Source organism: Stenotrophomonas nitritireducens (genome assembly GCF_001431425.1).
GTDB lineage: Bacteria > Pseudomonadota > Gammaproteobacteria > Xanthomonadales > Xanthomonadaceae > Stenotrophomonas > Stenotrophomonas nitritireducens.
Window position 1 is genome coordinate 1 of sequence record NZ_LDJG01000020.1, and the last position, 26,413, is coordinate 26,413.

General features: G+C 67.0%; 20 protein-coding genes and 1 pseudogene. 10 read left to right on the forward strand and 11 right to left on the reverse strand.

Features of this window, described 5'->3' with window-relative positions; translation table 11 throughout:
- From ABB22_RS13285 to dnaA, 9 genes and pseudogenes are all read right to left on the reverse strand, one after another.
- Positions 1-231 (reverse strand): annotated as a pseudogene (locus tag ABB22_RS13285) (energy transducer TonB); the annotation flags it as partial.
- Between the two features lie 146 nt (positions 232-377).
- The gene (locus tag ABB22_RS13290) at positions 378-1,574 is read right to left on the reverse strand and encodes a heme biosynthesis protein HemY (RefSeq protein WP_055768679.1); all 1,197 of its coding nucleotides are present in this window, start codon (positions 1,572-1,574) and stop codon (positions 378-380) included.
- Positions 1,575-1,729: 155 nt separating this feature from the next.
- Positions 1,730-2,536 (reverse strand): M48 family metallopeptidase, encoded by an 807-nt coding sequence (locus tag ABB22_RS13295; protein ID WP_055770210.1) that lies wholly within the window; start codon positions 2,534-2,536, stop codon positions 1,730-1,732.
- A gap of 73 nt (positions 2,537-2,609) precedes the next feature.
- Positions 2,610-3,452, reverse strand: coding sequence for a CPBP family intramembrane glutamic endopeptidase (locus tag ABB22_RS13300; protein ID WP_055768682.1), 843 nt, complete (start codon positions 3,450-3,452; stop codon positions 2,610-2,612).
- 70 nt (positions 3,453-3,522) lie between these two features.
- The gene (gyrB, locus tag ABB22_RS13305; protein WP_055768684.1) at positions 3,523-5,982 is read right to left on the reverse strand and encodes a DNA topoisomerase (ATP-hydrolyzing) subunit B; all 2,460 of its coding nucleotides are present in this window, start codon (positions 5,980-5,982) and stop codon (positions 3,523-3,525) included.
- 109 nt (positions 5,983-6,091) lie between these two features.
- On the reverse strand, positions 6,092-7,192 hold the full coding sequence (gene recF, locus ABB22_RS13310) for a DNA replication/repair protein RecF (protein ID WP_055768687.1): 1,101 nt from the start codon (positions 7,190-7,192) through the stop codon (positions 6,092-6,094).
- Positions 7,193-7,355: 163 nt separating this feature from the next.
- Positions 7,356-7,577, reverse strand: coding sequence for a hypothetical protein (locus ABB22_RS18265; RefSeq protein WP_152984176.1), 222 nt, complete (start codon positions 7,575-7,577; stop codon positions 7,356-7,358).
- Positions 7,578-7,801: 224 nt separating this feature from the next.
- Positions 7,802-8,902, reverse strand: a complete 1,101-nt coding sequence (gene dnaN, locus ABB22_RS13315; protein ID WP_055768690.1) for a DNA polymerase III subunit beta — start codon at positions 8,900-8,902, stop codon at positions 7,802-7,804.
- Positions 8,903-9,223: 321 nt separating this feature from the next.
- Positions 9,224-10,555, reverse strand: coding sequence for a chromosomal replication initiator protein DnaA (gene dnaA / locus ABB22_RS13320; protein WP_055768694.1), 1,332 nt, complete (start codon positions 10,553-10,555; stop codon positions 9,224-9,226).
- A gap of 253 nt (positions 10,556-10,808) precedes the next feature.
- On the opposite strand from dnaA, the gene rpmH reads away from it, so the two are divergent.
- The 8 genes from rpmH to ABB22_RS13355 all read left to right on the forward strand — a co-directional run bounded on the left by rpmH (position 10,809) and on the right by ABB22_RS13355 (position 21,420).
- Positions 10,809-10,949, forward strand: a complete 141-nt coding sequence (gene rpmH / locus ABB22_RS13325; protein ID WP_006404565.1) for a 50S ribosomal protein L34 — start codon at positions 10,809-10,811, stop codon at positions 10,947-10,949.
- A gap of 38 nt (positions 10,950-10,987) precedes the next feature.
- Complete coding sequence (rnpA, locus tag ABB22_RS17910) at positions 10,988-11,449, forward strand: ribonuclease P protein component (protein WP_200911365.1); 462 nt, start codon at positions 10,988-10,990, stop codon at positions 11,447-11,449.
- Entirely contained in the window at positions 11,449-13,167 is a 1,719-nt protein-coding gene (gene yidC / locus ABB22_RS13330; protein ID WP_055768697.1) for a membrane protein insertase YidC, read from the forward strand. The genes rnpA and yidC overlap by 1 nt, the downstream gene beginning before the upstream one ends.
- Positions 13,168-13,344: 177 nt before the next feature.
- Positions 13,345-16,011, forward strand: coding sequence for a polysaccharide deacetylase family protein (locus ABB22_RS13335; protein ID WP_055768700.1), 2,667 nt, complete (start codon positions 13,345-13,347; stop codon positions 16,009-16,011).
- Positions 16,012-16,023: 12 nt separating this feature from the next.
- On the forward strand, positions 16,024-17,364 hold the full coding sequence (gene mnmE, locus ABB22_RS13340; RefSeq protein ID WP_055770215.1) for a tRNA uridine-5-carboxymethylaminomethyl(34) synthesis GTPase MnmE: 1,341 nt from the start codon (positions 16,024-16,026) through the stop codon (positions 17,362-17,364).
- Positions 17,365-17,557: 193 nt separating this feature from the next.
- Complete coding sequence (locus ABB22_RS13345; protein WP_057505272.1) at positions 17,558-19,174, forward strand: ABC-F family ATP-binding cassette domain-containing protein; 1,617 nt, start codon at positions 17,558-17,560, stop codon at positions 19,172-19,174.
- Positions 19,175-19,424: 250 nt separating this feature from the next.
- Complete coding sequence (locus tag ABB22_RS13350; RefSeq protein ID WP_235504287.1) at positions 19,425-20,468, forward strand: glycerophosphodiester phosphodiesterase; 1,044 nt, start codon at positions 19,425-19,427, stop codon at positions 20,466-20,468.
- Positions 20,446-21,420 (forward strand): hypothetical protein, encoded by a 975-nt coding sequence (locus tag ABB22_RS13355; protein WP_152984178.1) that lies wholly within the window; start codon positions 20,446-20,448, stop codon positions 21,418-21,420. Before ABB22_RS13350 ends, ABB22_RS13355 begins: the two co-directional genes overlap by 23 nt.
- 40 nt (positions 21,421-21,460) lie before the next feature.
- On the opposite strand, the gene ABB22_RS13360 is transcribed toward ABB22_RS13355, so the two are convergent.
- Together ABB22_RS13360 and ABB22_RS13365 are read right to left on the reverse strand one after the other, a co-directional pair.
- Positions 21,461-22,246: a rhomboid family intramembrane serine protease gene (locus ABB22_RS13360; protein WP_055768713.1), complete on the reverse strand. Its 786-nt coding sequence runs from the start codon at positions 22,244-22,246 to the stop codon at positions 21,461-21,463.
- A 99-nt stretch (positions 22,247-22,345) separates the two neighbouring features.
- Positions 22,346-23,305, reverse strand: coding sequence for a TerC family protein (locus tag ABB22_RS13365; RefSeq protein ID WP_055770218.1), 960 nt, complete (start codon positions 23,303-23,305; stop codon positions 22,346-22,348).
- 278 nt (positions 23,306-23,583) lie between these two features.
- On the opposite strand from ABB22_RS13365, the gene ABB22_RS13370 reads away from it, so the two are divergent.
- Together ABB22_RS13370 and ABB22_RS13375 are read left to right on the forward strand one after the other, a co-directional pair.
- Complete coding sequence (locus ABB22_RS13370; protein ID WP_055768716.1) at positions 23,584-24,753, forward strand: class I SAM-dependent rRNA methyltransferase; 1,170 nt, start codon at positions 23,584-23,586, stop codon at positions 24,751-24,753.
- Between the two features lie 153 nt (positions 24,754-24,906).
- Positions 24,907-26,148 (forward strand): dipeptidase, encoded by a 1,242-nt coding sequence (locus ABB22_RS13375; RefSeq protein WP_055768719.1) that lies wholly within the window; start codon positions 24,907-24,909, stop codon positions 26,146-26,148.
- Positions 26,149-26,413: the final 265 nt, after the last annotated feature.

The window sequence follows — 26,413 nt, forward strand, 5'->3', positions numbered from 1 at the left end:
ATGGGTATAAGGGACAGGCGGTGGGGGCGGCGGCGGAGCGTCGACCAGGGTCACCATGACGTTGCGTTCCTTTTCCTTGGCGGCCTTGGGGGCCACGGCCGGGATCAGGAGCATCATCAGGGCTGCCAGATGGAGTGCGATTACAAAGGCGATACCGGCGATGCGGGGCCAGCTCAGACCCGTGTCTTTCTCGCCGTCATACCTGTGGTGGAAAACCAGTTGTTCCGTCATGCGCCAAGAGCTCGTTAGTGGGGCCGGGGCGGCGCTGTTCCGACGCCCCTGATTCAGCGGTGCATGACACCGCAGGAACCTCCAAGCTTATACCAATCCTGACCAGCTGCGCATCACAAATGCAGCTGTTCAGGCGTTATTCCTGCTTACTTCAGGTTGATGATCTTGTCTGCATCGGCCGGGTTCTTCACACCTTTAGCCTTTGCATCCCGGGCCGCCTGTTTGGCTTCGGGAATCCGCCCTTCAGCATGCAGCACACGCGCCAGATTCAGGTAGGTCTCGCCATCCTTGGAAAGCGGGGCGGCCTTCTGCCACGCCTCGATGGCCTGCGGGATCTGGTCGGAGTAGTAGTACGACTGCGCCAGCGCCAGGTAGACCTGGTAGTCCGGCTTGAGGATGCCCTTGGACAGGCCCTCGTTGATCACCGCAATGACGTCCTTTTCCTTGTTCTCGGTGTTGGCGTAGATCGAGTACAGCTGCTTGTACTCGCGCTCTTCGGTGAGCTGTCCGGCCGCGCGCAGCTTGTCCATCACCACGGCGGCCTTTTCCATCTGGTCGGCCTGCATGTACATGCTGGCCAGGTTCAGTTGCGCCTTCTTGTCGGCGGGGTTCTTCGCGGCCAGGGCCTCTGCTTCCTTGACTGCTTCGCCGGTCTGGCCGGCTTCGGCGTAAGCGGCCATCAGCAGCTGGTTCCAGTTGTCCTTGGGTTCGGGCGAAGCGGCGATGGCCGCCTTCAGCACCGGAATGGCCTCGGCATACTTCTCCGTCTGGTACAGGGCCTGGCCCTTGATCACCAGCTCCTCGGGCTTGTGCGACTTGGACTCGGCGAAATACTTGTCCAGGTTGACCAGGCCTTCGGCGTACTGCTCGTCCTGCAGCTGCAGCTGGGCAAGCATCAGCATGGCCTGGAAGTGGCCGTTGTTGTCCAGTTGGTTCAGGGTGACGGCCTGCTGCAGGTACTGCTTGGCGGCGGCGTTGTCGTCAAGGTTGTAGGCAGCCTGTGAAGCGAGCTGGTTGGCGACCGCCTTGTCATAGTCGTTGGCACCGTCAGCGGCGATGATCTCGTCGGCCAGCTTGCGGGTTTCCTCGTACTCGTCCTTGTTGTAGGCAGCGAACAGCTTCTGCAGCTTGCCGCCCATCTTCGAGGACGGCTTGCCCTTGGGCTCTTCGCGGGTCGCCTCCGGATACAGCACCTGCGCCTTGGTCGAGCCATGGCCGCCGCGGCGTTCGCCACCACGATCGGACGAGCGCGACTGGGCGTCGGCGTCGGCAACCACAGCGCCACCAAGCACGGTCGCGATGAGGACGGAAAGCAGGGCCTGCTTATGGCTGCGGGAGATCATGGGTCACCTCGATGAAACCGCGGGGGGCGGTGCTGTAGACGGGCCGTCCGGTAAGACGGAGCCGCCAAACGTAACAGAAATTTTTTGACGGAGAAATCACTTGTGTTGCTGTACTGCAACAATGTCCAGGGGGCCGGCGTGGACATGCGCACAGGTCAACCGCAACGGGGAGTGCGTCCTGCCGCCCGGGCCTGGCGATAGACAGGCTCCAGCGCATTGATGTCACGCTGCAGTTCGCGGATCCGGTTGGCTGGGTCGGGGTGGGTCGAGAGCCATTGCGGCGAGCGGGCGCCGCCGGCGGCCATCATGTTCTGCCAGAGGTCCACCGCCTGCGCCGGATCAAAGCCGGCCTGCGCCATCAGTCGCTGGCCGACCACGTCGGCCTCGCTTTCCTGGGTGCGGGAGTTGGGAAGCAGGATCACACCTTGCGCGCCCATGCTGCCGAACTGGTTGACAGCATTGGCAGCTGCATCGCCATAGGCGGCACCCGCCAATGCCCCGGCGATCTGCAGGAAACCAGAAGTCCCCATCTGCTGGGTTATGCGTTCTTCGTGATGCCGCGAGATCACATGGCCGATCTCGTGGCCCAGCACCGCCGCCAGCTGGTCCTGGTTCTTTGCCACGCTGAATATGCCGGTGTTGACGCCGACCTTGCCGCCGGGCAGGGCGAAGGCATTGGGTTCCTTCTCCACGAACAACGCCGTCTCCCAACGTACGCCACGGTACTGTTGGGGCAACTCCGCGACCAGCGCGTTGACCACGCACTGCACGTAGGCATTCTGCTTGCCGTCCGTGCTCAGGGTCTGTTTCGCCTTGGTCTCGGCGAACGCCTGCGCGCCGAGTTGATCCAGTTGCTGCTGGGAGACGCCACCCACGATCTGGCGACGGCCCGTCGGCGAGGTCGTCGTCGCGCAGGCCGCCAGCAGAAGCGCGAGCAGGGCACCGGACAGCACGGGTTTCATGGCGGATTTCCCCTTGTTCATGTCCGCAGTGTGCGAGCGTCCGGCTTAAATTTCCGTCAATCGGCCAATGCCATTACTGGATGCCGAAGAGCACCAGCGCGGCCAGCGCCACGGCGTTGTTGAGCGTATGCGCGGCGATGGCGGCCCACAAGGTACCGGTCCGGCGGTACAGCCAGGCGAACGCCACGCCCATGCCGCCATAGACCAGCCACAACTGCAGGATTTCGGGCAGGCCGTTGCCGCTCGTGCCGGGGATCTCGTGGATGAACGCGAAGGCTGCGCCACTGAGCACCATGCCCAGCCATGGCCGGCCCGCCGCCCAGAGGCGACCGAACAGCACCCGGCGGAACAGTAGTTCCTCATAGGCCGGCGCGAGGAATACGGCAAAGGCGACCAGGAATACCGGGTAGTGGGCCATCGCCTGTTCCATCAGGGGCAGGTTGGTCGGTACCGGCTCGATGCCGAGCTGCTTGCCCCCCCAGCCGATCAGGCTGCTGCCGACGAACACGCAGGCGGCCACCAGCAGGGTCCATGCCCAGGTGGAACCTCGGCGTGCGGCGGCATGGGATGCGGCGCGTTCGGCCGGCACGGCGCGCCGGCGCCAGAAGTAGAGCACCAGCGCGGCACCGCCGGTGGAGACCAGGGCTATCAGCATCTGCGCCAAGGCCCCCGGCTGCCCAAGCTGCGTACCCAGTTGGGCCGCGTCAGGCGCACCGCCGCCTTCGCGCGCGATCGCCATGCCGACCTCGAAACCGCGCCACAGGCCCCAGGCCAGGCCGCAGAACAAGCTCAGGCCCAGCAGGATGCAGGCAGCCAGCAGGACATCCAGTCCGAACCCCAGCAGTGGGGAACCTTGGCGGGACACCGGTGGCGTGGTGGGCGGGACGGACAACGGAACCGGCGGTGGTGCGGACATCGTGCTCCTGGGGCTGCCACGGATAGCGGGCAGGCGCCAGATGCGGCACCTGCCCTGTTGCCGGATTGTGTCAGATATCCAGGTTGGTGACCTTCAGCGCGTTGTCCTCGATGAAGTCGCGGCGCGGTTCGACCACGTCGCCCATCAGGGTGCTGAAGATCTGGTCGGCAGCCACTGCGTCCTCGATGCGCACCTGCAGCAGGCGGCGGGTATCGGGGTTCACGGTGGTGTCCCACAACTGTTCCGGGTTCATTTCGCCCAGACCCTTGAAGCGCTGGATCTGGCGGCCCTTCTTGGCCTCCTCCATCAACCAGGCCTGGGCCTGGGCGAAGCCGGTGACTTCGGCCGAGCGGTTGCCACGGTTGATGGTGGCGCCTTCGCGGATCAGGCCGTGCAGCAATTGCGAGGCCTGGTGCAGCGGACGCAGCTCGCCGGATTCGAACGCCGCCAGCGGCAGCACCTGGATGTGCTCCTCGCCCATGTGGCGACGGGTGACCAGCACGGCGGCCGGGCGCTGTTCGTTCGGCTCCTGCAAGGTCAGGCTGAAACGCGGAGCGCCCAGGCTGCCCTGGTTCAGGCGCTTGGCCAGGGCGTCCAGGCCTTCGCCAGCAGCGGCGTTGCGCAGGTGCTCCAGGTCCATCGGGGTGAAGTCGACCAGCGCTTCGAGCAGGTTGCGGTCGTAGCGATGGGCGTTGCGGTTGATGGTTTCCTGCGCGCTGGCGTAGGTCATCAGCAGCTTCTCCAGCGCCACGCCCTCGATCGGCGGTTCGCCGGCGGCCGGGACCAGCGAGGCATTCTCCACTGCGTTGTTGGCCAGGTAGGCATCCAGCGCCGGGTCGTCCTTCAGGTACAGCTCGGTCTTGCCCTGTTTGATCTTGTACAGCGGCGGCAGGCCGATGTAGACGTAGCCGCGCTCGATCAGCTCCGGCATCTGCCGGTAGAAGAACGTCAGCAGCAGGGTGCGGATGTGCGCGCCGTCGACGTCGGCGTCGGTCATGATGATGATCTTGTGGTAGCGCAGCTTGTCCGGGTTGTACTCGTCGCGACCGATGCCGGTGCCCAGCGCGGTGATCAGGGTACCGACCTGGTCGGAAGCCAGCATGCGGTCGAAACGGGCGCGCTCCACGTTGAGGATCTTGCCGCGCAGCGGCAGCACCGCCTGGTTCTTGCGGTTGCGGCCCTGCTTGGCCGAGCCGCCTGCCGAGTCACCCTCGACGATGAACAGTTCGGACAGCGCCGGGTCCTTTTCCTGGCAGTCGGCCAGCTTGCCGGGCAGGCCGGCGATGTCCAGCGCGCCCTTGCGGCGGGTCAGGTCGCGCGCCTTGCGCGCGGCTTCGCGGGCACGGGCGGCATCGACGATCTTGCCGGCGATGGCCTTGGCTTCGTTCGGATTCTCCTGGAGGAACTCCTCCAGGCGCGCACCGAAGGCGTTTTCCACGGCCGGGCGGACGTCGGAGCTGACCAGCTTTTCCTTGGTCTGGCTGGAGAAGCTCGGGTCCGGCACCTTCACCGACAACACCGCGATCATGCCTTCACGCATGTCGTCGCCGGTCAGGCTGATTTTGGCCTGCTTGGCGATGCCGTTCTGCTCGATGTAGTTGTTCAGCACGCGGGTCAGCGCGCCGCGGAAGCCGGCCAGGTGGGTACCGCCGTCCTTCTGCGGGATGTTGTTGGTGAAGCAGTACATCGTTTCCTGGTAGGAATCGGTCCACTGCAGCGCCGCTTCCACGGTGATGCCGTTGTGCTCGCCGGTGACCGAGATGACGTTCGGGTGCAGCGGGGTTTTCAACTGCGCCAGATGCTCCACGAAGCTCTTGATGCCGCCTTCGTAATGGAAGTCGTCGCGGCGGCCCTCGCCACGCTCATCCGCCAGGATGACCTTGACGCCGGAGTTGAGGAACGAAAGCTCGCGCAGGCGGCGGGCCAGGATCTCGTAGTGGTACTCGACATTGCCGTGGAATGCCACGGCCGAGGGCCAGAAGCGCACGGTGGTACCGCGCTTGGTGGTGGCTCCCAACTGCTTCAACGGACCGACCGCGGCGCCGTTGCTGAATTCCTGCTGGTAATGGGAGCCGCCCTGGAAGATATCCAGCAGCAGCTTCTGCGACAGCGCATTGACCACGCTGACGCCGACGCCGTGCAGGCCACCGGAAACCTTGTAGCTGTTGTCGTCGAACTTGCCGCCGGCGTGCAGGACCGTCATCACCACTTCGGCGGCGGAAACCTCGCGACCGAGCTTCTGGCTCATCTGCTCGTGCTTGCCGACCGGGATGCCGCGGCCGTTGTCCGACACCGATACCGAACCGTCGGCATGGATGGTCACCATGACGTTGTCGGCGTGGCCGGCGAGGGCTTCGTCGATGGAGTTGTCGACAACTTCGAACACCATGTGGTGCAGACCGGTGCCGTCGTGGACGTCGCCGATGTACATGCCGGGACGCTTGCGGACAGCCTCCAGCCCTTCCAGGGCAGTGATGCTGTTGGCGTCGTAATTGCCATTGCTGGCCGGGGTGTTCTGTTCTTCGCTCATCGCGCTTGCCGTTGGCTCCACAGGTCACGCGCCGGCCCGGAGGTCGGGGCGTGAGTAAAGAGGGGGTCGTGGAAAGTATACCAGCCGGGCCATTACGCACCCGGAACGGTCATTGCAGCCCATGGATGGCGCCGTGTTCCACGTGGAACACGGCAGCCGGACGCAGGGGTCCTTCGAGTGCGGCAGGTGGCTCGGTCGCGGTGATGAAGACCTGTGCAGGCGTCCCCGCCAGGCGTTGCAGCACGCGTTGCTGGTGGTGCCGGTCCAGCTCCGCGCCGAGGTCGTCCAGGGCGATCACCGGCCATTCGCCGCGCTGGGCGGCGTAATCGTCCGCCTGCGCCAGCAGGCTGGCAAGGGCGGTGAGCTTGGCCTGGCCGCGCGACAGGGCATCGCGTCCGGGGATTTCAGCATATCCGACAGACCAGTCGGCTCGATGCGGGCCCACCGAGGTATATCCCATGGTGCGATCCCGCTCGCGGGACAGCAGCAAGGCGTCGGCCAGCGACATTTCATGCCGGCGCCAGCCCGGCTGCAGCTCGAGACCCTGCAACTGGAGCCCCGGCGCCAGGTCGGCGGCGATGGCCACTGCCCGGTCCTGCAGCCGATCCAGATAGTGCTCGCGCCGCGAGGTCAGCGGAGTGCCGGCCTCAGCCAACTCATGATCCCAGGCATCGAGTTGCCGTGGAGCAGCCCCGGCTTTGAGCACGGCATTGCGCTGCTTGAGCGCGCGCGTGTAACGGCGCCAGAGGGGGAGAAAGTCAGGTTCCACGTGGAACAACCCCCAGTCGACGAAGCGCCTGCGTGCCTCGCTCCCCCCGCTGACCAAGGCGTGGCTGCCCGGTTCGAAGGTCACCACCGCCAGCGCAGCGCACAGGGATCCGAGCTGGGCGACATCCTCACCGTCCAACCGGCCTTTCCACGCCTGCCCACCGTGACGCAGACCCGCACGGCGCAACCGTTCGACCGGTGCCGCGCCCCCATGCTCCTGCCATTCAACGAAGACTTCGAGAGCATCAGCGCCTTTCTGCACCAGCCCATCACGTACGCGACCACGGAAACTGCGCCCATAGGCCATCAGATGCAGGGCTTCCAGCACGCTGGTCTTGCCGGCGCCGTTGTCCCCCGTGATCAGGTTGATTCCGGGGCGGGGAGCCAGTTCCACCGAGTCGAACCGGCGCACGCGGTTCAGCGAAATACGGACGATGTGCATTGACGCTCGGGAATAAACAGGACGCCCCGGACACCACCATCCCAGGCAAGACCGGCAGCTTAAAGCATCTGACCGGCAGGGCCGGGACGCTTTACTGGTCTGGGAAAGAACCGGACATGATCCATGGACCTGTTGGCGTCACTCAGCCCTGTGTGCTGCACGTTCATGAATGTTGAACATCCTGTGGACAATCCCCCCGCCATTTTTCCGGATTCTGCTTATTCACAGCTATCCACAGCCTGACCCCCTGCTTTTCCATAGGGGTTTCGACACGTGAAATATCTTTTAAAACAAACAGATAACCAAGTTTTACATGAAATCCAGCTCTACCAGCACCACCAAGCTTCTGATTTATTCTCAGATTTAAAGCTTTGAAGGCATCCAAAGCCGGGTTCTTCAGCCGAGGTCAAAGGGATCCTGTTCTACCGACCTCACAAGACCCTGCCGAGCTGGAATTATCTTCATCGATCACGTTGATCCAGCTATCAACTCCGGAAGTCAGTTCCACGTGGAACATCACACCACCGGAATGTCGATCCGGCACGTAGACGTCAGACACAAAAAAGCCCGGCATCGCCGGGCTCTCTGTTCCACGTGGAACCGGAGACGTCAGAGACGCAGCGGCATGACCACATGGCGGGACTTCTCACTGCTGGCTTCGCGCACAAGTGCAGACGAGTTGGAATCGCGCAGCTGGATCACGATGTGCTCGTCGCGCAGCGCCGACAAGGCATCAAGCAGGTAGTTCACGTTGAAGCCGATGGCCAGATCGCTGACCTGGGTGTCGGCTTCAATTTCTTCCTGCGCTTCTTCCTGCTCCGGGTTGTGCGCGCTGATCTTCAGCTGGCCCGGGGTGACCTCGACACGGACGCCACGGTATTTTTCGTTGGAAAGGATCGCCGCACGTTGCAGCGAAGCCCGCAGGCTCTCGCGATCGACCTTCACTTCCCGGTCGGCGCCGATCGGAATCACCGCTTCGTAATCGGGAAAACGGCCGTCGATCAGCTTGGAAGTGAAGGTCACATCGTCGCGCTTCACCCGCACGTGGCTGCGTCCGACTTCCAGTTCTACCTCCCGATCGCCGCCTTCCAGCAGGCGCTGCAGCTCGGTGACGCCCTTGCGCGGCACGATGATCTGGCGCTTGGAACCGGTGCTGTTCTCCAGCGCCGTTTCGCACAGCGCCAGGCGATGGCCATCGGTGGCCACGCAGCGCAGCAACTGGTCGCGCAGGTCGAACAGCAGGCCGTTGAGGTAGTACCGCACGTCCTGCTGCGCCATCGCGAATGCGGTGCGCTCGATCAGTTCCTTCAACGCCGATTCCGGTACCACCACGCGCTCGGTGGCCTCGACCTCGTCCACCGACGGGAAGTCGTTGGCCGGCAGCGTCGCCAGGGTGAAACGGCTACGTCCTGCCTGCACCGTGATCTTTTCGCCGGTCTGCGACACGGTCACCCGGCTGCCGTCGGGCAGGGCACGGATGATCTCGAACAGCTTGCGTGCCGGAATCGTGGTTTCGCCATCCTGCGCATCCTCGACCGCGATGCGGGAGACCATTTCCACTTCCAGGTCGGTGCCGGTCAGCGACAACTGGCCGCCCTGCACCTGGACCAGGAAGTTGGCCAGAACCGGAAGGGTCTGACGGCGTTCGACCACGTTGACGACCTGGGCCAACGGCTTGAGGAAGGCTTCGCGCTGCAGTGTGAAACGCATGTGGTTTCGTGCCCCTATGCTTTTAAAGATGTGGGTTAAATCAAAAGCTTGGTGGTGCTGGTAGAGCCAGATTTGGTTTAAAACACACCCAAGTATTTGTTTTTAAAGGGTTTAATTGCATCGAAACCCTCTGTATTACTGGTCCGGAACGGGTGGGGAAAGATGTGGATAACTTTACGTCAATCCGGAAGCACATTTTTATCCACAGCTTCCCCAACGCCTGCCCCCGAATGATGCACCGTTTTGTGCGATGACGCCTGCGTGGCGTCGATGCATCATTCGCTGGCCCTGTTGCCTGATCCTGCCCGGTGTCCCGATGGTCTACTCACTCAGCTTGCGGATGAGCTTGTCCCAGTCCTCGCGGAGTTTGCCGTCGGTCTCCATCAGCGTGCGGATCTGGCGGCAGGCATGCAGCACGGTGGTGTGGTCGCGGCCGGCGAAGGCGTCGCCGATTTCCGGCAGGCTGTGCTCGGTCAATTCCTTGGTCAGCGCCATCGCGACCTGGCGCGGACGCGCCAGCGAACGGGTGCGGCGCTTGGACAGCAGGTCCTTGATCTGCAGGCCGTAGTAGTCGGCCACGGTCTTCTGGATGTTCGGGATACTGATGGCCTGCTGCTGGGCGCGCAGCAGGTCGCGCAGGGTTTCCTGGGCGAACTCGGTGGTGATGGCGCGGCCGGTGAAGTTGGCGCGCGCGGTCAGCGTGTTGAGAGCGCCTTCCAGGTCGCGCACGTTCGAGCGCATCTTCTTGGCGATCAGGAACGCCACGTCGTCGGGAATCTCGGCGCCACGCTCGCGCGCCTTGGCCAGCACGATGGCCGCGCGGGTCTCGAAATCCGGCGGTTCGATCGCTACCGACAGGCCCCAGGCCAGGCGCGACTTCAGGCGCGCTTCCAGGCCCTCGACTTCGCGCGGGTAGCGGTCGCAGGTCAGGATGATCTGCTGCTTGCCGTCGAACAGCGCGTTGAAGGTATGGAAGAACTCTTCCTGCGTGCGGTCCTTGCCGGCGAAGAACTGGATGTCGTCGATCAGCAGCGCGTCCACCTGCTGGAACTGGCGCTTGAACTGGTCCATCGTCTTTTCCTGCAGCGCCCGGATCATGGCGCTGAAGAACTGCTCCGAGCGCAGGTAGAGCACGCGTGCGCCCGGATTGGCCTGGCGCATGGCGTTGCCGGCGGCCAGCATCAGGTGGGTCTTGCCCAGGCCGGTGCCGCCGTACAGCAACAGCGGGTTGTGCGCCCGGTCGCCCGGCTTCTGCGCCGCCTGGAAGGCAGCGGCCAGGCCCAGCTGGTTGCTGCGGCCTTCCACGAAGTTGGCGAAGGTGTAGTGCGCGTCCAGGTTGCCGTTGAACGGCACCACCGGTGCGGCCGGCGCCGGCGTGCCGCTGGCGGGAGCCATGGCCGGGACCGGCTCGGCCACGCGCGGCCGCGAGCCGATTTCCAGCTGCACGTCGGTGATATCGGCGAAATAGCGCAGCAGCTCATGGATGCGCGGCAGGTAGCGCTCGCGCACCTGGTCGACGATGAAGGCGTTCGGGGCGTACAGCACCATGCTGTCGGCGCGGTGGTCGGCCTGCAGCGGCTTCAACCAGGTGTGGACATCTTCGGGCGGAAATTCCGCTTCCAGACGTTCGATACAACGGGACCAGGCATCCATCGGAAATAATCGTCGAAGGCACGAGGGACGGGCGCAGGAAGCCGCCCGGCCACGTGCCGGAAAGGGGGAAAGTGGATGGCGCAGACTACCACCGCAGGGCGGGGGCGGGAATGCTTGTCCCTGACTTGTTCACAGATCCATCCACAGCCTGTGGATGAAACCCTTGCAGGGAAAGCGCTACAGCGCTTGACGCGACCGGGGTAGGGTCTATAGAATTTCCGGTTCTTTCCGTCCCATTCATACAGGTGCCCCCATGGCCACCAAGCGCACGTTCCAACCCAGCAACCTCAAGCGCAAGCGCGATCACGGCTTCCGCGCGCGTATGAAGACCGCTGACGGCCGCAAGATCCTGTCGCGTCGCCGCGCCAAGGGCCGCAAAGTCCTCAGCGCTTGATTGCGTTGCCGCCCCGTGCGGCAGATGCAAATCCGATCGTGAGCAGCACCGACCCGCGCAAGCGATTTCCTCGCTCTGCGCGGGTTCGTACGCGTGCCGAATATACAACGGTCTTCAACGGCGCCCGCCGTGTATCCGACCCATTGATGACACTGCACTGGCTGAAAGGGGATCCCCCCGCCCGGCTGGGCTTGGCCGTGTCTCGCAAGGTCGATACGCGGTCGGTGGGCCGCAACCGCATCAAGCGTGTGCTGCGTGATGCCACACGCCACCTCCGGGCAGACATGGCCGGGGGCGATTACGTCGTGGTCGCCCGCTCGGCGGCCAAGCTTGCCGACAACCGGCAGATCCGCGAGGCGTTCGTACGCCTGCTCCGCCGTGCCGGTGCATTGCCCGCCGTGGTCGCTGACGGCACAATGCCGCCGCGCGAGGGCAACGAACCCTCTTCTTCCTTGAACGCGCCGGGCTCTCCGCCTGGTCGAGCCGAGCCTGCCTGCTGATGAACCAGACCCGTGTATTCCTGATTTTCGCCTGGCTGATGGTGGCGGTGCTGCTGTGGATGGAGTGGGGCCGCGAGAAGAACGCGCCGGATCCGGCCACCGTGGCCGCGACCCAGCCGGCGGTGCCGGCCGCCAACGATGCAGACCTGGCCCCGCCTTCGGCCGGCAACGTGCCGCAGGCCACGGCTCCTGGCCAGGCGCCGGCCGCACCAGCGCCGACGCCCGCCATGGAAGCGGCCAGCGCCGCGACGCGCGTCACCGTCACCACCGATGTGCTGAAGCTGGCGCTCGATGGCCGCAGCGTGCTCGACGCCGACCTGCTGCAGTTCCCGCAGACCAAGGCCGCCGGCAGCCCGCCGGTGCAGCTGCTGACCGAGGAAAAGGCGCATCCGTACAGCGCCACCAGCGGTTGGGTGGGCCAGGGCGGCTCGGCCGCGCCGGGCGCCAATGGCTTCCAGCCGGTGCAGGCGGCCAGGGAATACACCTTGGCCGAAGGCCAGAGCGAGCTGCAGGTTCCGTTCGTCTGGAACGGTCCGGACGGCGTCAGCATCCACCGCACCTATATCTTCAAGCGCGGCGACTATGCCATCGGCGTCAAGGATGAAGTGGTCAATGCCGGCGGCGCGCCGTGGCAGGGCTATGTGTTCCGCAAGCTCGACCGCGTGCCGGCGATCCTCAGCCGCAGCATGACCAACCCGGATTCCTTCAGCTTCAACGGCGCCACCTGGTACGACAACGACAAGAAGTACCAGCGCCGCGCGTTTGCCGATTACCTGAAGGACGGCAACCTCAACCAGACCGTCAGCGGCGGCTGGGTGGCGATGCTGCAGCATCACTTCTTCACCGCGTGGATTCCGCAGGCCGACCAGGCCTCGCTGTACCTGCTCTCGCAGAACGGTCCGCGCAACGTCATCGAAGCGCGCGGCCCCGGTTTCACCGTCGCACCGGGCCAGAAGGTCAGCACGCAGGCACGCCTGTGGGTCGGTCCGAAGCTGGTCAACCAGATCGCCAAGGAAGACGTGCCCGGCCTGGAGCGCGTGGTGGACTACAGCCGCTTCACGCCGATGGCCATCATCGGCCAGGGCCTGTTCTGGGTGATGAACCAGGTGCACAAGCTGGTCGGCAACTGGGGCTGGTCGATCATCGGCCTGGTGATCCTGCTCAAGCTGGCGCTGTTCCCGCTGGCCAACGCGCAGTACAAGTCGCAGGCCAAGATGCGCAGGTTCCAGCCGCGCATCGCGCAGCTGAAGGAACGCTATGGCGACGACCGCCAGAAGTTCCAGACCGCGATGATGGAGCTGTACAAGAAGGAAAAGATCAACCCGATGGGCGGCTGCCTGCCGCTGCTGATCCAGATGCCGATCTTCTTCGCCCTGTACTGGGTGCTGGTGGAATCGGTGGAGCTGCGCCAGGCGCCGTGGTTCGCCTGGATCCAGGACCTGACCGCGCGCGATCCGTACTTCATCCTGCCGGTGCTCAACGTGGCCATCATGTGGTTCACGCAGAAGCTGACGCCGGCGCCGGGCATGGACCCGATGCAGCAGAAGATGATGCAGTTCATGCCGCTGGTGTTCGGCGTGATGATGGCCTTCATGCCGTCCGGCCTGGTCCTGTACTGGGTGGTCAACGGCGGCCTGAGCCTGGTCCAGCAGTGGTGGATGACCAAGAAGCACGGCGAGCCCAGCCCGACGCCGCCGGCCAAGGCCGAAGCCAAGTAACCGCGAAAGCCCGCCGCAAGGCGGGCTTTCCGCATGTGGAGTATTCACGCTGCTGCAGGAGCGATGCCCGCCGCGACTGACGCCGCTGCTACAGGATTTCCGCGCGGTGCCGGCAACCCCAGCGGGGCACGTCCCGCTCCACTAGAATCTTCCGGCCTCCGCCCGTCTTCGCCTGCCATGTCCCGTCTTCCTGCAATGCGCGGTTTCCTGTTGCCGATCGCCCTGTCCGTGCTGCTGGGCGGATGCGGCGGCAAGCCGGCCGACCCGCAGCAGCCGGGCGCGACCGCACCCGGGCAGGCCAGGGCCGCGGTGGACGATGGCGCCGCGGCTCCCCTGTTGGCGGCGCTGCAGAAGCAGCTCGACAGCCACCGCCGCATCATCGTGCTGCTGGCCGACGAGGACGCCCAGGGCGATCGCGACCGCGCCACTTCCACCCGCATCGGCCAGCAGCTGTTCCATGACGGACTGGAGCAGCGCGATGCCATTGCCGCGCAGTTCGATGCCCTGCTGCGCACGTCCAGCCCGCAGCGCTTTGCCACGCTGGGTGCGGTGCTGGACTACATCGAGTCGGCACCGGACCTGTTCGACGCCGATCGCCTGGCCTTCCGCGAGGTACTGCGCGACCTGCACGAGCGGGTCGGCGCCGATTCCTCGCTGCCGGCGGTGAAGCTGCACCAGCGCATCGGCGAGGACCTGGAGGCGCTGGATGAGATCGAGCGCAACTACAACCAGGAAATCACCCGCATCTTCAGCCGCTTCGAGCGCACCCGCGCCATCGCGCTCAAGCGCGAGAAGTGGGAGGACTACGTCGCCCATCTGCGCGCGCAGTACGACCGCGAGGCGATCCTGCGCGACCATGGCGTGATCGAGCCCTACCCGATGTCGATGAAGGACAGCGAGCGCGAGATCTTCGGCCGCGACCTGCCGGCCAAGACAGTGGTGCTGACCTTCGACGACGGCCCGCACAAGGCCTATACCGACGAGATCACCGCCATCCTCAAGCGCTACGACGTACCGGGCGTGTTCTTCGAAGTCGGCCGCAACATCGGCACGGTCGGCGCCGACGGCAAGGTGGCGCTGGGCGCGATGGCCGGCATCAGCCGCCAGCTGATGGCCGATGGCTATGCGGTGGGCAACCACAGCCTCACCCATGCGCAGCTCTCGCGCACCAGCGGCGACGCGCTGCGCGAGCAGGTGCTGGGCACCGACGCGCTGCTGCGCCGTGTCGGCGACAAGCGCGCGCCGTTGTTCCGCTTCCCGTATGGCGCGCGCAATGCCGAAGGCCTGCAGCTGCTCGGCGAGGCCGGGCTGAAGTCGATCATGTGGAACATCGATTCGATGGACTGGGCCGACCCGGTGCCGGAATCCATCGTGCAGCGCGTGCTCGAGCAGGTGCAGAAGGAACAGCGCGGCATCATCCTGTTCCATGACATCCACGACCGCGCGGTGAAGGCGCTGCCGCAGATCCTGGACCGGCTGATCGCCGACGGCTACCAGTTCGCCGGCTGGAACGGCCGCGATTTTTCCGTCAGCCGCGCGCGCAAGGATGCCGGCAAGGATGCCACCGTCACCACCGGCTACGAGAAGTCCTGGGCCATCGTCATCGGCATCGATGATTACGCCAAGTGGCCCAAGCTCGAATACGCCAGCCGCGACGCCCAGGCCGTCGCCGACACGCTGACCGGCCAGTTCGGCTTCCCGTCCTCGCAGGTGATCGTGCTGAAGAACCGCGAGGCCACCCGCAACAACATCCTGGCCGCGTTCCACGACCGGCTGTCCGACGGCCGCACCCAGAAGAACGACCGCGTGTTCGTGTTCTTCGCCGGCCATGGCGCCACCCGCCAGCTCGCCTCCGGGCGCGACCTGGGCTACATCATCCCGGTGGATTCGGATCCGAAGGAATTCGCCACCGACGCCATCGCCATGACGGACGTGCAGAACATCGCCGAGAGCCTGCAGGCCAAGCACGTGCTGTTCGTGATGGACGCCTGCTACAGCGGCCTGGGCCTGACCCGTGGCGGCGCTTCGTCGTCCTCGTTCCTGCGCGAGAACGCGCGCCGCACCGCGCGGCAGATGCTTACCGCCGGCGGCGCCGACCAGCAGGTGGCCGACAGCGGCCCCAACGGCCATTCGGTGTTCACCTGGGTGCTGCTGCAGGCGCTGTCCGGCAAGGGCGACCTCAATGGCGACGGCCTGATCACCGGCACCGAGCTGGCGGCCTATGTCGCCCCGGCGGTGTCGGCGGTCTCGCGGCAGACGCCGGCGTTCGGCAGCCTGCCCGGTTCGCAGGGCGGCGAGTTCGTGTTCCAGGTGCCGGACAGCCAGGAGTTCCTCAACGCCGACACCACCCAGTTTTCGGCCGATGCCATCGCGCTCAACGGCCGCGTCGATGCGGCGCAGGGCGGCAACGAGGCCGCGGTGAAGGTCGCCAACCTGCAGGGCGGCAGCAATACGCTGGTGGTGCCGGCCGCGGTGCCGACCTCCGACCGCCAGCGTGCCCAGCAGGCCAATGACCGCGGCCTGCAGCTGTACCGCGAGAAACGCTACGACGAGGCGGTGGCGCAGTTCACCGAAGCGTTGAAGCTGCGCCCGGATTTCGCCCAGGCCGCCAACAACCTCGGCTTCGTCTACTACCGCCAGCAACGCTACATGGAAGCGGCGCGCTGGCTGGAAAACACGCTGAAGATCGATCCCTCGCGCGCGGTGGCCTACCTCAACCTTGGCGATGCCTATTTCCACGCCGGCGAAAAGGCCAGGGCGAAGCAGGCCTACGCCACCTACCTGGAACTGCAGCCGCAGGGCAGCGGCGCCGCGCAGGCGCGCGCGCAGCTGCAGAAGCTGTAAGCCATGAACGCGATGGCCAGCAGCGACACCATCATCGCCATCGCCAGCGGCGCCGCCGCGGGCGGCGTCGGCATCCTGCGTCTTTCCGGCCCACTGTCGGCGTCCATCGCCCGTGGACTCGGCTGCCCGGCGCTGCGGCCGCGCCACGCCCACTACGCGCGGTTCCGCGACGCGGCGGGCGAGGCGATCGACGACGGCATCGCGTTGTACTTCCCCGGCCCGCGCAGCTTCACCGGCGAGGACGTGGTGGAACTGCAGGGCCATGGCAGCCCGGTGGTGCTGCGCCAGCTGCTGGCGCGCTGCATCGAACTGGGCGCGCGGCAGGCGCGGGCCGGCGAGTTCAGTGAGCGCGCCTTCCTCAACGGCAAGCTCGACCTGGCCCAGGCCGAGGCCATCGCCGACCTGATCGCCGCCGGCGACGTGCGCGCCGCCCGCGCCGCCCGTCGCTCGCTCGACGGCGTGTTCTCGCGCCGCGTCGAGGACGTGGCCGAGTGGCTGGTGCGGCTGCGCATCCACGTCGAGGCTGCCATCGATTTCGCCGACGAACCGTTGGATACCCTGGGGGGCGCGCAGGTACGTGCCGGCGTGGAGCAGGCGCGCGACTCGCTCGCTTGCCTGCTTGCCGATGCCGAGCGCGGGCGCAAGCTGCGCGATGGCCTGCACGCGGTGCTGATCGGCCCGCCCAACGCCGGCAAGAGCTCGCTGCTCAACGCACTGGCAGGCAGCGAGCGCGCCATCGTCACCGATATCGCCGGCACCACCCGCGACACCCTGCGCGAGACCATCCGCATCGATGGCCTGGAGCTGGAGCTGGTCGACACCGCCGGCCTGCGCGAAGGTGGCGACGCCATCGAACGCGAAGGCATGCGCCGCGCCCGCGCCGAGATGCAGCGCGCCGACCTGGCCATCGTGGTGCTGGACGCACGCGACCCGGACGCGGGCCGCCAGGCCATCGGCGACGCCGCGGCGCAGGCCGCGCGGCAGCTGTGGATATTGAACAAGTGCGACCTGCTGCCGCAGTGGCCGCAGCAACTGGACGAAGACGTGATCGCGATCTCCGCCGCCAGCGGGCAGGGCCTGGAGCAGCTGCACGCGCGCCTGCGCGAACTCGCCGGCGATGGTGCCGGTGAAGGCCAACAGGGAGAATTCTCCGCGCGCCTGCGCCATGTGCAGGCCCTCGTCCGCGCCGCCGCGCACCTCGACGACGCCGATGCGCAGCTGCGCCACGAGCAGCTGGAACTGGCCGCCGAGGAACTGCGCCTGGCGCACGATGCGCTGGGCGAAATCACCGGCCGCATGACCGCCGACGACCTGCTCGGCCGCATCTTTTCCAGCTTCTGCATCGGCAAGTGAGCGGCCACCGGCGTTGAACCGTTCATCCGTCGCCGGTTAGTCTTTCACCCTGCCGCCGCGATGGCGGCACTGTTCCCCGAAGGAGTCCGGTCCAATGCGTCATTGATGCCCGCCCCGCCAGCCCGCGCTGGTGAGGCCTCGCGAAGTCCCGCTGCCACCGGCAGGCGGGTGATCCGGGCATGGATGGAATGCAATGACCACGACTCCCTTCCTGACGCTTGAACGCGTCTGCTGGCAGCTGCCCGACGGCAGGCTGCTGTTCTCCGATCTGGACGAAACCTTCGACGCGCGGCCCACCGGGCTGGTCGGGCGCAATGGCGTGGGCAAGAGCGTGCTGGCGCAGCTGCTCGCCGGCCGGCTGGCGCCCACGCGCGGGCGCTGCCTGCGCTCGGGGCCGGTGGCGTGGCTGCCGCAGCAGATCGACGTGTCGCCCACCGCCAGCGTCGCCGACCTCGCCGGACTGGGCGATGCGCTGGCGGCCCTGCATCGCATCGAGCAGGGCAGCAGTGATGTCGCCGATTTCGAGGTGCTGGGCGAACGCTGGCAGCTGCGCGAGCAGTTGCAGACCGAGCTGGAACGGATGCAGCTGTGCGGGGTGTCGGCCGATACGCCGGCAAGCCGGCTCAGCGGCGGACAGCGCATGCGCGTGGCCCTGGCCGGCGCGTTCCTGTCCGACGCCGATTTCCTGGTCCTCGACGAGCCCAGCAACCATCTCGACGCGCAGGGCCGGCAACTGCTGCGCGAACAGCTGCGGCGCTGGCCGCGCGGCCTGCTGGTGGTCAGCCACGACCGCGCACTGCTCGGCGACATGCAGCGCATCGTCGAACTGTCGCCGCTCGGCCTGCGCAGCCATGGCGGCAACTACGCGTTCTACGCGGCGCGCAGCAGCGAGGAACGGCGCCTGGCAGCGGAAGCCCTGCAGCAGCGTCGCCACGAACGCCGCCAGGGCGAGCAGGCCCTGCGCGAGCAGCAGGAACAACGCGAGCACCGCGCCGCCCGCGGCAACCGGCAGGCCGCGCATGCCAACCAGGCGCCGATCCTGCTGGGCCGGCAGAAGCAGCGGGCGCAGGCCAGCGCCGGCAAGGCGCATCTGCAACAACAGCAGCAGCGCGAACGGCTGGACGAGCAGGTACGGCAGGCGGCAGCGGCGGTCGAAGCGGCCGCTCCCGTGGTGCTGCTGCCTGTCGCCGGTACCGGCGACGCGCCCGAGCGCGTGGCGGTGCTGGAGGACGTGGTGCTGCCGTTCGTGGATGGCGCCCTGGCCCGAATCGATCTGCTGTTGCGACGGGGCGAGCGGTTGGCGCTCACCGGCCGCAACGGCAGCGGCAAGTCGGTGCTGCTCAAGGTATTGGCCGGGCACCTGCGACCCCTGCAGGGAGCGGTGCAGATGAACGCGCCGCACGCGTGGCTGGACCAGCATCTGGCCTTTCCCATAGCGGCGGCCCCGGCGATGGCCCAACTGCGTCATGCCAACCCGGCGATGGCCGAAGCCGGACTGCGCACCCGCCTGGCGCTGCTGGGACTGGATGCCGCGCAGGCACAGCGGCCGGTGGAGGCGCTCAGCGGTGGCGAGCGCATGAAGCTGGCACTGGCCTGTGCCCTGTATGCGCAGCCGCCGGCGCAGCTGTTGCTGCTGGACGAGCCGGCCAACCACCTCGACCTGGACGCGATGCAGGCGCTGGAAACGATGCTGCGCGACTGGCCCGGCACGCTGCTGGTGGCCGCGCACGACGAGGCGTTCCTGCAGGGCATCGGCATCACCGGCCGCCTGCATGCCGATGCCGGGGGCTGGCGTCGATTGCCGCCCTGAATTCTGCAGGAGCGCACTTCAGTGCGCGAAGAGGCATCCCACCGATGGATCCGCGGATTGTTGCAGAAGGATCTGCCTGCAAGCTCTGTCACGCACTGAAGTGGGTTCCTGCGGGCGGGCCTGTCCCATGCCGGTCACATGCACCGCGCACACTCCCGCTTCTTTACCAAGATGGAAGCGGGAGCGGGCAGTGTTCGGCAGAGCGGTGATGGGTGTGGTGGCGGGCCTGTGCATGGCATCCTCGGCGGCAATGGCCGCTCCTTCCACCCCGCCGTTCGCGCATGTCTCGGTGTACGCGCACCGCGGCGCCAGCGCGCTGTTGCCCGAGCACACGCTGGCCGCCTACGCGCAGGCCATCGTCGATGGCGCCGATTACATCGAGCCGGACCTGGTCATGACCCGCGACGGGGTCATGGTGGCGCGGCACGAAAACGAGATCGGCGGCACCACCGACGTCGCCGCGCATCCGGAATTCGCAGCGCGACGCACTGCCAAGGTCATCGACGGCAAGCGCATCGAGGGCTGGTTCACCGAGGACTTCACCCTTGCCGAGCTGAAGACGCTGCATGCGCGCGAACGCCTGCCGGAACTGCGCGGCACCGCGTTCGACGGCGAGTTCCGCATCGCCACGCTGGACGAGATCGTCGAGTTCCTGGTCCAGCAGGCGCGGCGCAGCGGGCGCGGCATCGGCCTGGCGCCGGAGATCAAGCACGGCAGCTATTTCCGCGGCATCGGCCTGCCGATGGAGGAGCGCCTGCTCGATACGTTGCGCGGCAATCCCTACACCAACGTCGCGCCGATCCTGGTGCAGTCGTTCGAGACCGCCAACCTGCGCCAGCTGCGCGCGCGCATCGGCAGGCAGTCGAACATCCGCCTGCTGCAGCTGCTGGACGACGCGCAGGCCATGCCCGCCGACGTGGCGCTGTCCGGTGGCGACCTGACCTACGCGAAGATGATGACGCCGGCCGGCCTGCGCGGGATCGCCGGCTATGCCGATGCGATCGGCGTGGAGCGCCGCACCCTGCTGCCGGTGGATGCGCAGGGCCGCCCGGGTGCGCCCACGCCGCTGATCGCCGACGCGCATGCCGCCGGCCTGCAGGTGGTGGCCTATACCTTCCGTCCGGAAAACCCGTTCCTGCCGCCGGCCCTGCGCCAGGGGCCGGCGGACGCACGCAACCCGCAGGGCTCGGTCGCCGAGATCCGCGCCTATCTGCAGGCCGGCATCGATGCCTTCTTCACCGACGATCCGGCGCTGGGCCGGCGCGCGGTGGATGGCGGAGAAGCGGCGCGCTGATCCCGTCCGCGCTTGCCGCCGGGCCGCGCCAGCGACGAACATCGTTGCCATGAAGGGAACGACGCTGATCGGCTACAGGTACGAGGAACGCGGCGACCTCCTGCGCATCCATTCGGCCAACCGGCTGCTGCAGGCCTTGCTGCTCCTGTTGCTGCTGGCGTGCATCGGCCTGCCGCTGCTGCTGCGGGGCGAGCTGGCGGGCAGGAGCGGTGGCGACATGGTGGTTGCGCTGCTGGCATTGATCGCCTTGCCGGCGCTCGGCGTGGCCTGCGCCTGGTACTTCCCCGTCCGCGAAACGCTGGAACTGGAGGGGGTCGGCCGGCGGGTCCAGCGCTGCCGGCGCAACCTCTTCGGCGGGCGGGCCCGGGTGGAGGAGGCCTTCGCGCTGGAAGACGGCGACCGCTTGCAGCTGCGCCGGACCGGCGCGGCATCCGCTCCGGTCCGGCTGTGGCTGCTCGGCCGCGATGGCGGCGCGCACCGGCTCAGCTTCGAAACAGTCGCGGTGCGCCCGGGCACCGCGATGACCGACGCATGGCTGCGGCGGATCGCCGCTCACCTTCGACTGGAATTGCCCGGCGAAATCGTCGGGTTGCCACCCCTGCAGCCGCAGGAAGCGCGGGCCCGGCCTGCGCTTTCCGCTTCCGCTGCGACAACGCCTGGCACCCGGCGCGACGAGGCTGATGCGATCGCACCGGGCATCCGCGCCGTGCTGGCCCTGCTGGGCTGTTTCCTGGCCGCGTTCGAAGCCACCCAGGCCTTCGCGCTGCTGCGCGCGGTGTTCACCGGCACCCTGTACGCCAGCTTCTGGCGCGGGCGGATCCAGGTCCACCACTGGGACGGGCAGCCCGCATCGTTCCTGCTGCAGGCTTCGGTGGGGTTGGCGGAAATCCTGGTCGTCGGCGTGCTGGCCTGGGGCTGCCTGCGGCTGGCCTTGGCTGGACGGTTGCGGTAGCCGCTGCCGTCCCGGCACGGATTCCCTCAGGGTCCGCGACTCATCCGTCGCGGCGCGTGCGCGGCCGCAACTGCACGACCACTTCGTAGTCGCGGCCTTCGCGCGGCTGCCACAGTACCGGCACCTGGCCGGGCGAGGGCGGTTCCAGCTCGGCATCGGCCAGCGGTCCCGCCTCGTCTTCTTCCTCCTCGTCCTCCCAGCTGTAGCGCTTGCGCGGCGCCAGCGGGTCGGCATGGCGAAACAGCAGGGCGGCGATCACGCCGGCCGCGGCGCCGCCCATGTGCGACTGCCACGACACGCCCGGTTCATGCGGCAGCACGGTCATCACCATGCCGCCGTAGAACAGCACGCCGATCATGCCGGCGGCGATGGCGGCGCGGTCACGGCGCAGCAGGCCCAGCCCCAGTACCAGGAACATCAGGCCGTGGGTGAGGCCGCTGGCGCCCAGGTGATGGCTGCCGGGTTCGCCCAGCATCCACGCGCCGATGCCCGACCCCAGCCACAGCAGGGGCAGGGCGCGCAGGGTCGCCTTCGGGTAGACGCTGCCGGCCAGCGTGCCGAGGATCAGCAGCGCCGCCGCATTGGCGCCCAGGTGTTCGACCGAACCGTGCAGCAGCGGCGCGCCGAGCAGGCCCAGCAGGCCGGCGATGTCGTGCGGGCCCACCGACCACGGGCGCCAGTCCCAGCCGGTCTGCTGCAGCGCGAACACCGCCACCAGCAGCAGCACGAAGCCCAGGCTCAGGTTGAAGGCACGCAGCACGCGGCGGCGGTCGCTGCGGTCGGTGGCCGGCGCATTGCCGGTATCGGGCGTGTTGGAAGTATCCATGGCTATCGGGATTGCGGCGCCCCGAAGTGAATGCAAGGGCGCCGCTTCGGGAAGCCGGTGTACCACCGGCGGGACAATCGCGAGGAGGCAGACGCCGCTTCAGGCCTTGTGCCCGTTCCTGGGCGGCAGCTTCAGGCTCAGCAGCATCGTCACCACCAGGATCGCCGCGACCACGCCCAGCGACACCGGCACCGGGATCTTGAACACGTCGATCAGCAGCATCTTGGCGCCGATGAAGCCCAGGATCACCGCCAGCCCGTACGGCAGCAGGTGGAAGCGGTCGGCCATGCCGGCCAGCAGGAAGAACATCGCGCGCAGGCCCAGCACCGCGAACACGTTCGAGGTCAGCACCACGAACGGGTCGGTGGTGATGGCGAAGATCGCCGGGATCGAGTCCACTGCGAAGATCACGTCGGTCACCGCGATCAGGATCAGCACCACGAACATCGGGGTGAACCAGCGCACGCCGTTCTTCTCGGCGACCAGGCGGTTGCCGTTGTATTCGTGGGTGATGCGCAGGTGCCTGCGCATGAACTTCAGCGCCGGATTGTCGTCCAGGCTCGGTTCCTGGCCGGCGGCGAACCACATCTTCCAGCCGGTGAACAGCAGGAACGCGCCGAACACGTAGAGCAGCCAGTGGAACTGGCTGACCAGCACGGTGCCGGCGAAGATCATCACCGTACGCAGCGCGATGGCGCCAAGGATGCCGATGATCAGCACGCGCTGGCGCTGCGTCTCGGGCACCGCGAAGTAGCCCATGATCAGCAGGAACACGAAGATGTTGTCGACCGCCAGCGCCTTCTCGATCAGGTAGCCGGTCAGGAACTGCAGGCCGATCTCGTTGGCCACCGCGGTGCCGGCGGTCTCGTTCAGGTAGTACCAGAGGCCGGCATTGAAGGCCAGGGCAAGGGCGACCCAGCCGATCGACCACAGCAGGGCCTCCTTGAAGGTCACCTTGTGCGGGCCGCCGTGGCGCATCAGCACCAGGTCGATCAGCAGGGCGGCGATGACGACGGCGATGAAGCCGCCCCAAAGCCAGGGATTACCGATTGTCTGGATCATGGGAGTTCCGGTCATGTGGAGGTTCTGGGAACCGCAAGGGCCAGGAACTGGACACGGAATCGGGGAGACCGGGGACAGACCTTCGCCAATGCGGCGAAGGTCTTGCTCACAGTTCCGTCGGCCGGAACTGCCGTTGCACCGGAGCCTTGCGGCTCGAACTGACGGCGACAACGTCTGGGAGCTACTCCCCTTCAGGCCCGGATAGTGCGGCCTGCCGCCTTTGCCGTCAATGAACGCGCGGCGGCGGCGGGTCGGCGCCCGTTACAATGGCGCCCATGAATACCCCCCTTCCCGTCGTACGCCTGAAGAACGCGTGGCGCTCCAGCCACCCGTGGATTTTCCAGAAGCTGGTCGAAAAGCCCGCCGCCAAGCCCAAGCCCGGCACCATCGTCGACGTGGTCGGCGTGGACGGGGAATGGATCGGCCGCGGCTTCTACAACGGCCATTCGCGCATCGCCGTGCGCATCCTGGAAACCCACCAGGACGTGGACGTGGACCAGGCCTGGTTCACCCGCAAGATCGCCGAGGCGGTATCGCTGCGCCGCGACGTGCTGAAACTGGACGCGGTGTCCGACGCCTGGCGCGTGGTGCACAGCGAGGGCGACGGCCTGTCCGGCCTGGTGGTGGACCGCTACGGCGACCTGATCGTGGTCGAGTTCTTCGCCGCCGGCATGTTCCGCCACCGCGAGTGGATCTACGAGGCGCTGCGCACCCAGTTCCCGGGCTGCCGCTTCCACAGCTTCGCCGACGAGCACGTGCAGAAGCAGGAGAGCTTCGACTTCCACGGCAACACCACCACCGAACCGGCGGTGATCACCGAGCATGGGGTGAAGTTCCGCGCCGACCCGGCCGGCGCGCACAAGACCGGCTTCTTCGCCGACCAGCGCGAGAACCGGCAGTGGCTGAGCCAGCTGGTCGAGGGCAAGAGCGTGCTCGACCTGTGCTGCAACACCGGCGGTTTCGCCGTCTATGCGGCTACGCGCGGCGCCAGCGAGGTGCTGGGCGTGGACATCGACCAGGACGTGATCCAGATCGCCAAGGGCAACGCGCGGCTCAACAACGCCAGGCCGAAGTTCGTGCAGGCCGACATCTTTCCGTGGCTGCGCGATGCCGCCAACCGCGGCGAGCAGTACGACGTGGTGATCCTGGATCCGGCCAAGATGACCCGCGACCGCGACCAGGTCATCAACGCGCTGAAGAAATATCTGGACATGAACAAGCTGGCGCTGGGCGTGGTCAAGCCCGGCGGCCTGTTCGCCACGTTCTCCTGCACCGGCCTGGTGTCCGAAGAGCAGTTCCTGGACATGCTGCGCCGCGCCGCGTTCTATTCCGGCCGCACGATCCAGATCCTGAAGGTGGCCGGCGCCGGCCCGGACCACCCGTTCATGGCGCACGTGCAGGAATCGCGCTACCTCAAGGCCGTGTTCTGCCGCGTGGTGGATTGAGCGGGGCATCCCGGGGGAGCGGCAACGGCCGTTCCCCATAGCGTATGGATCGGGAGCCATGCCCGGCGGCTATGGCCGTAACAACGGCTGGTACTACCGGTACGCGACGCGGTGGCGGTATGGTCGTGGCCTTTCCCAAAAGCCGAGGCCCGCATGTCGCTGCGTCGTCTGTCCCTGCTGCTCGCCCTGGCGCTGGGCGCGCCGCTGTCCGCCCAGGCCATCGAATTCACCCAGGCCGAACTGGCCCGTGCGACGGCGCTGCAGCAGCGCCTGCTGACCCTGGACAGCCACTTGGACACCCCGGCCAACTTCGCCCGGCCCGGCTTCGACATCCTGCATCGCCACGACCACAACGCGCTGTCGCAGGTGGACTACCCGCGCATGCTGGACGGCGCGCTCGACGGCGGCTTCTGGGCGATCTACACCGACCAGGGCGACCGCAGCGCCGCCGCGCACCTGGCCGAGCGCGACCATGGGCTGCAGCGCTTGATCGAGATCCGCGAGATGCTGGCCGCGCATCCGGACAGGTTCCAGCTGGCGCTCACCGCCGACGATGCGGCGCGGATCAAGGCCGCCGGCAAGCGCGTGGTCTACATCAGCATGGAGAACGGCAGCCCGCTGGTGGCCGATCCCTCGCTGCTGGGCTTCTATCACAAGGCCGGCCTGCGGCTGATGTCCACCGTGCACTTCGCCAACAACGAGTTCGCCGACTCGGCCACCGACCCCAAGGGCGCGGAATGGAAAGGCCTGAGCCCGGCGGGCAAGGCGCTGGTCCAGGAAGCGGTGCGGCTGGGCATCGTGATCGACCAGTCGCACGCCTCCGACGCGGTGTTCGACGACCTGGCGGCGATGCTGCCGGTGCCGTTCATCCTCTCGCACAGTGCGTCCAAGGCGGTGTTCGGCCATCCACGCAACCTCGACGACGCGCGCCTGCGCCAGCTTGCTGCCAAGGGCGGCGTGATCCAGGTCAACGCCTACGGCGGCTACCTCGTCGACGAGACCCCCAGCGAGGAACGCAAGCAGGCCGAGGAAGCGCTCGAGAAGCAGCTCGGCGGCTGGGACGACATGCCGATCGACAAGGGCGTGGAACTGGCGCGGGCGATGGCCGAGCTGGACAAGCGCCTGCCGCGCCGGCGGGCGACGCTGGACGACTTCTTCGTCCATTTCGGCCACATCCTCGACGTGGTCGGCCCTGACCACGTCGGCATCGGCATGGACTGGGACGGCGGCGGTGGCCTGCCGGGCATGGCCGACATCACCGACCTGCCCAAGATCACCGCCTGGCTGCAGCGCCGCGGGCTGAGCGAGGCGCAGATCGCCGCCATCTGGAGCGGCAACGTGCTGCGGGTGATGCGCCAGGCGCAGGACTACGCGGCGAAGAACGGCGCGAAGTAAGCCGCGCGGGAATCTCTCGTAGGAGCGGCTTCAGCCGCGATGGGGCTTTACCGCCAAAGCCTGGGTCCTGGTAAAGCACCATCGAGGCTGAAGCGGCTCCTACGGGCGCGGCAGGGTCAGCCGGTAGACCAGCACCCGGTTGTCGTTGTCCAGCGGCGAATCGCAGGCCTCGCCCTGCCTCACGCACCGGCGGGCGCTGAAATCGTTGTCGTTGCCGCCCACAAGCAGCCAGGCGTCCAGATGCTGCGGGTCGCGCGCGGGCAGA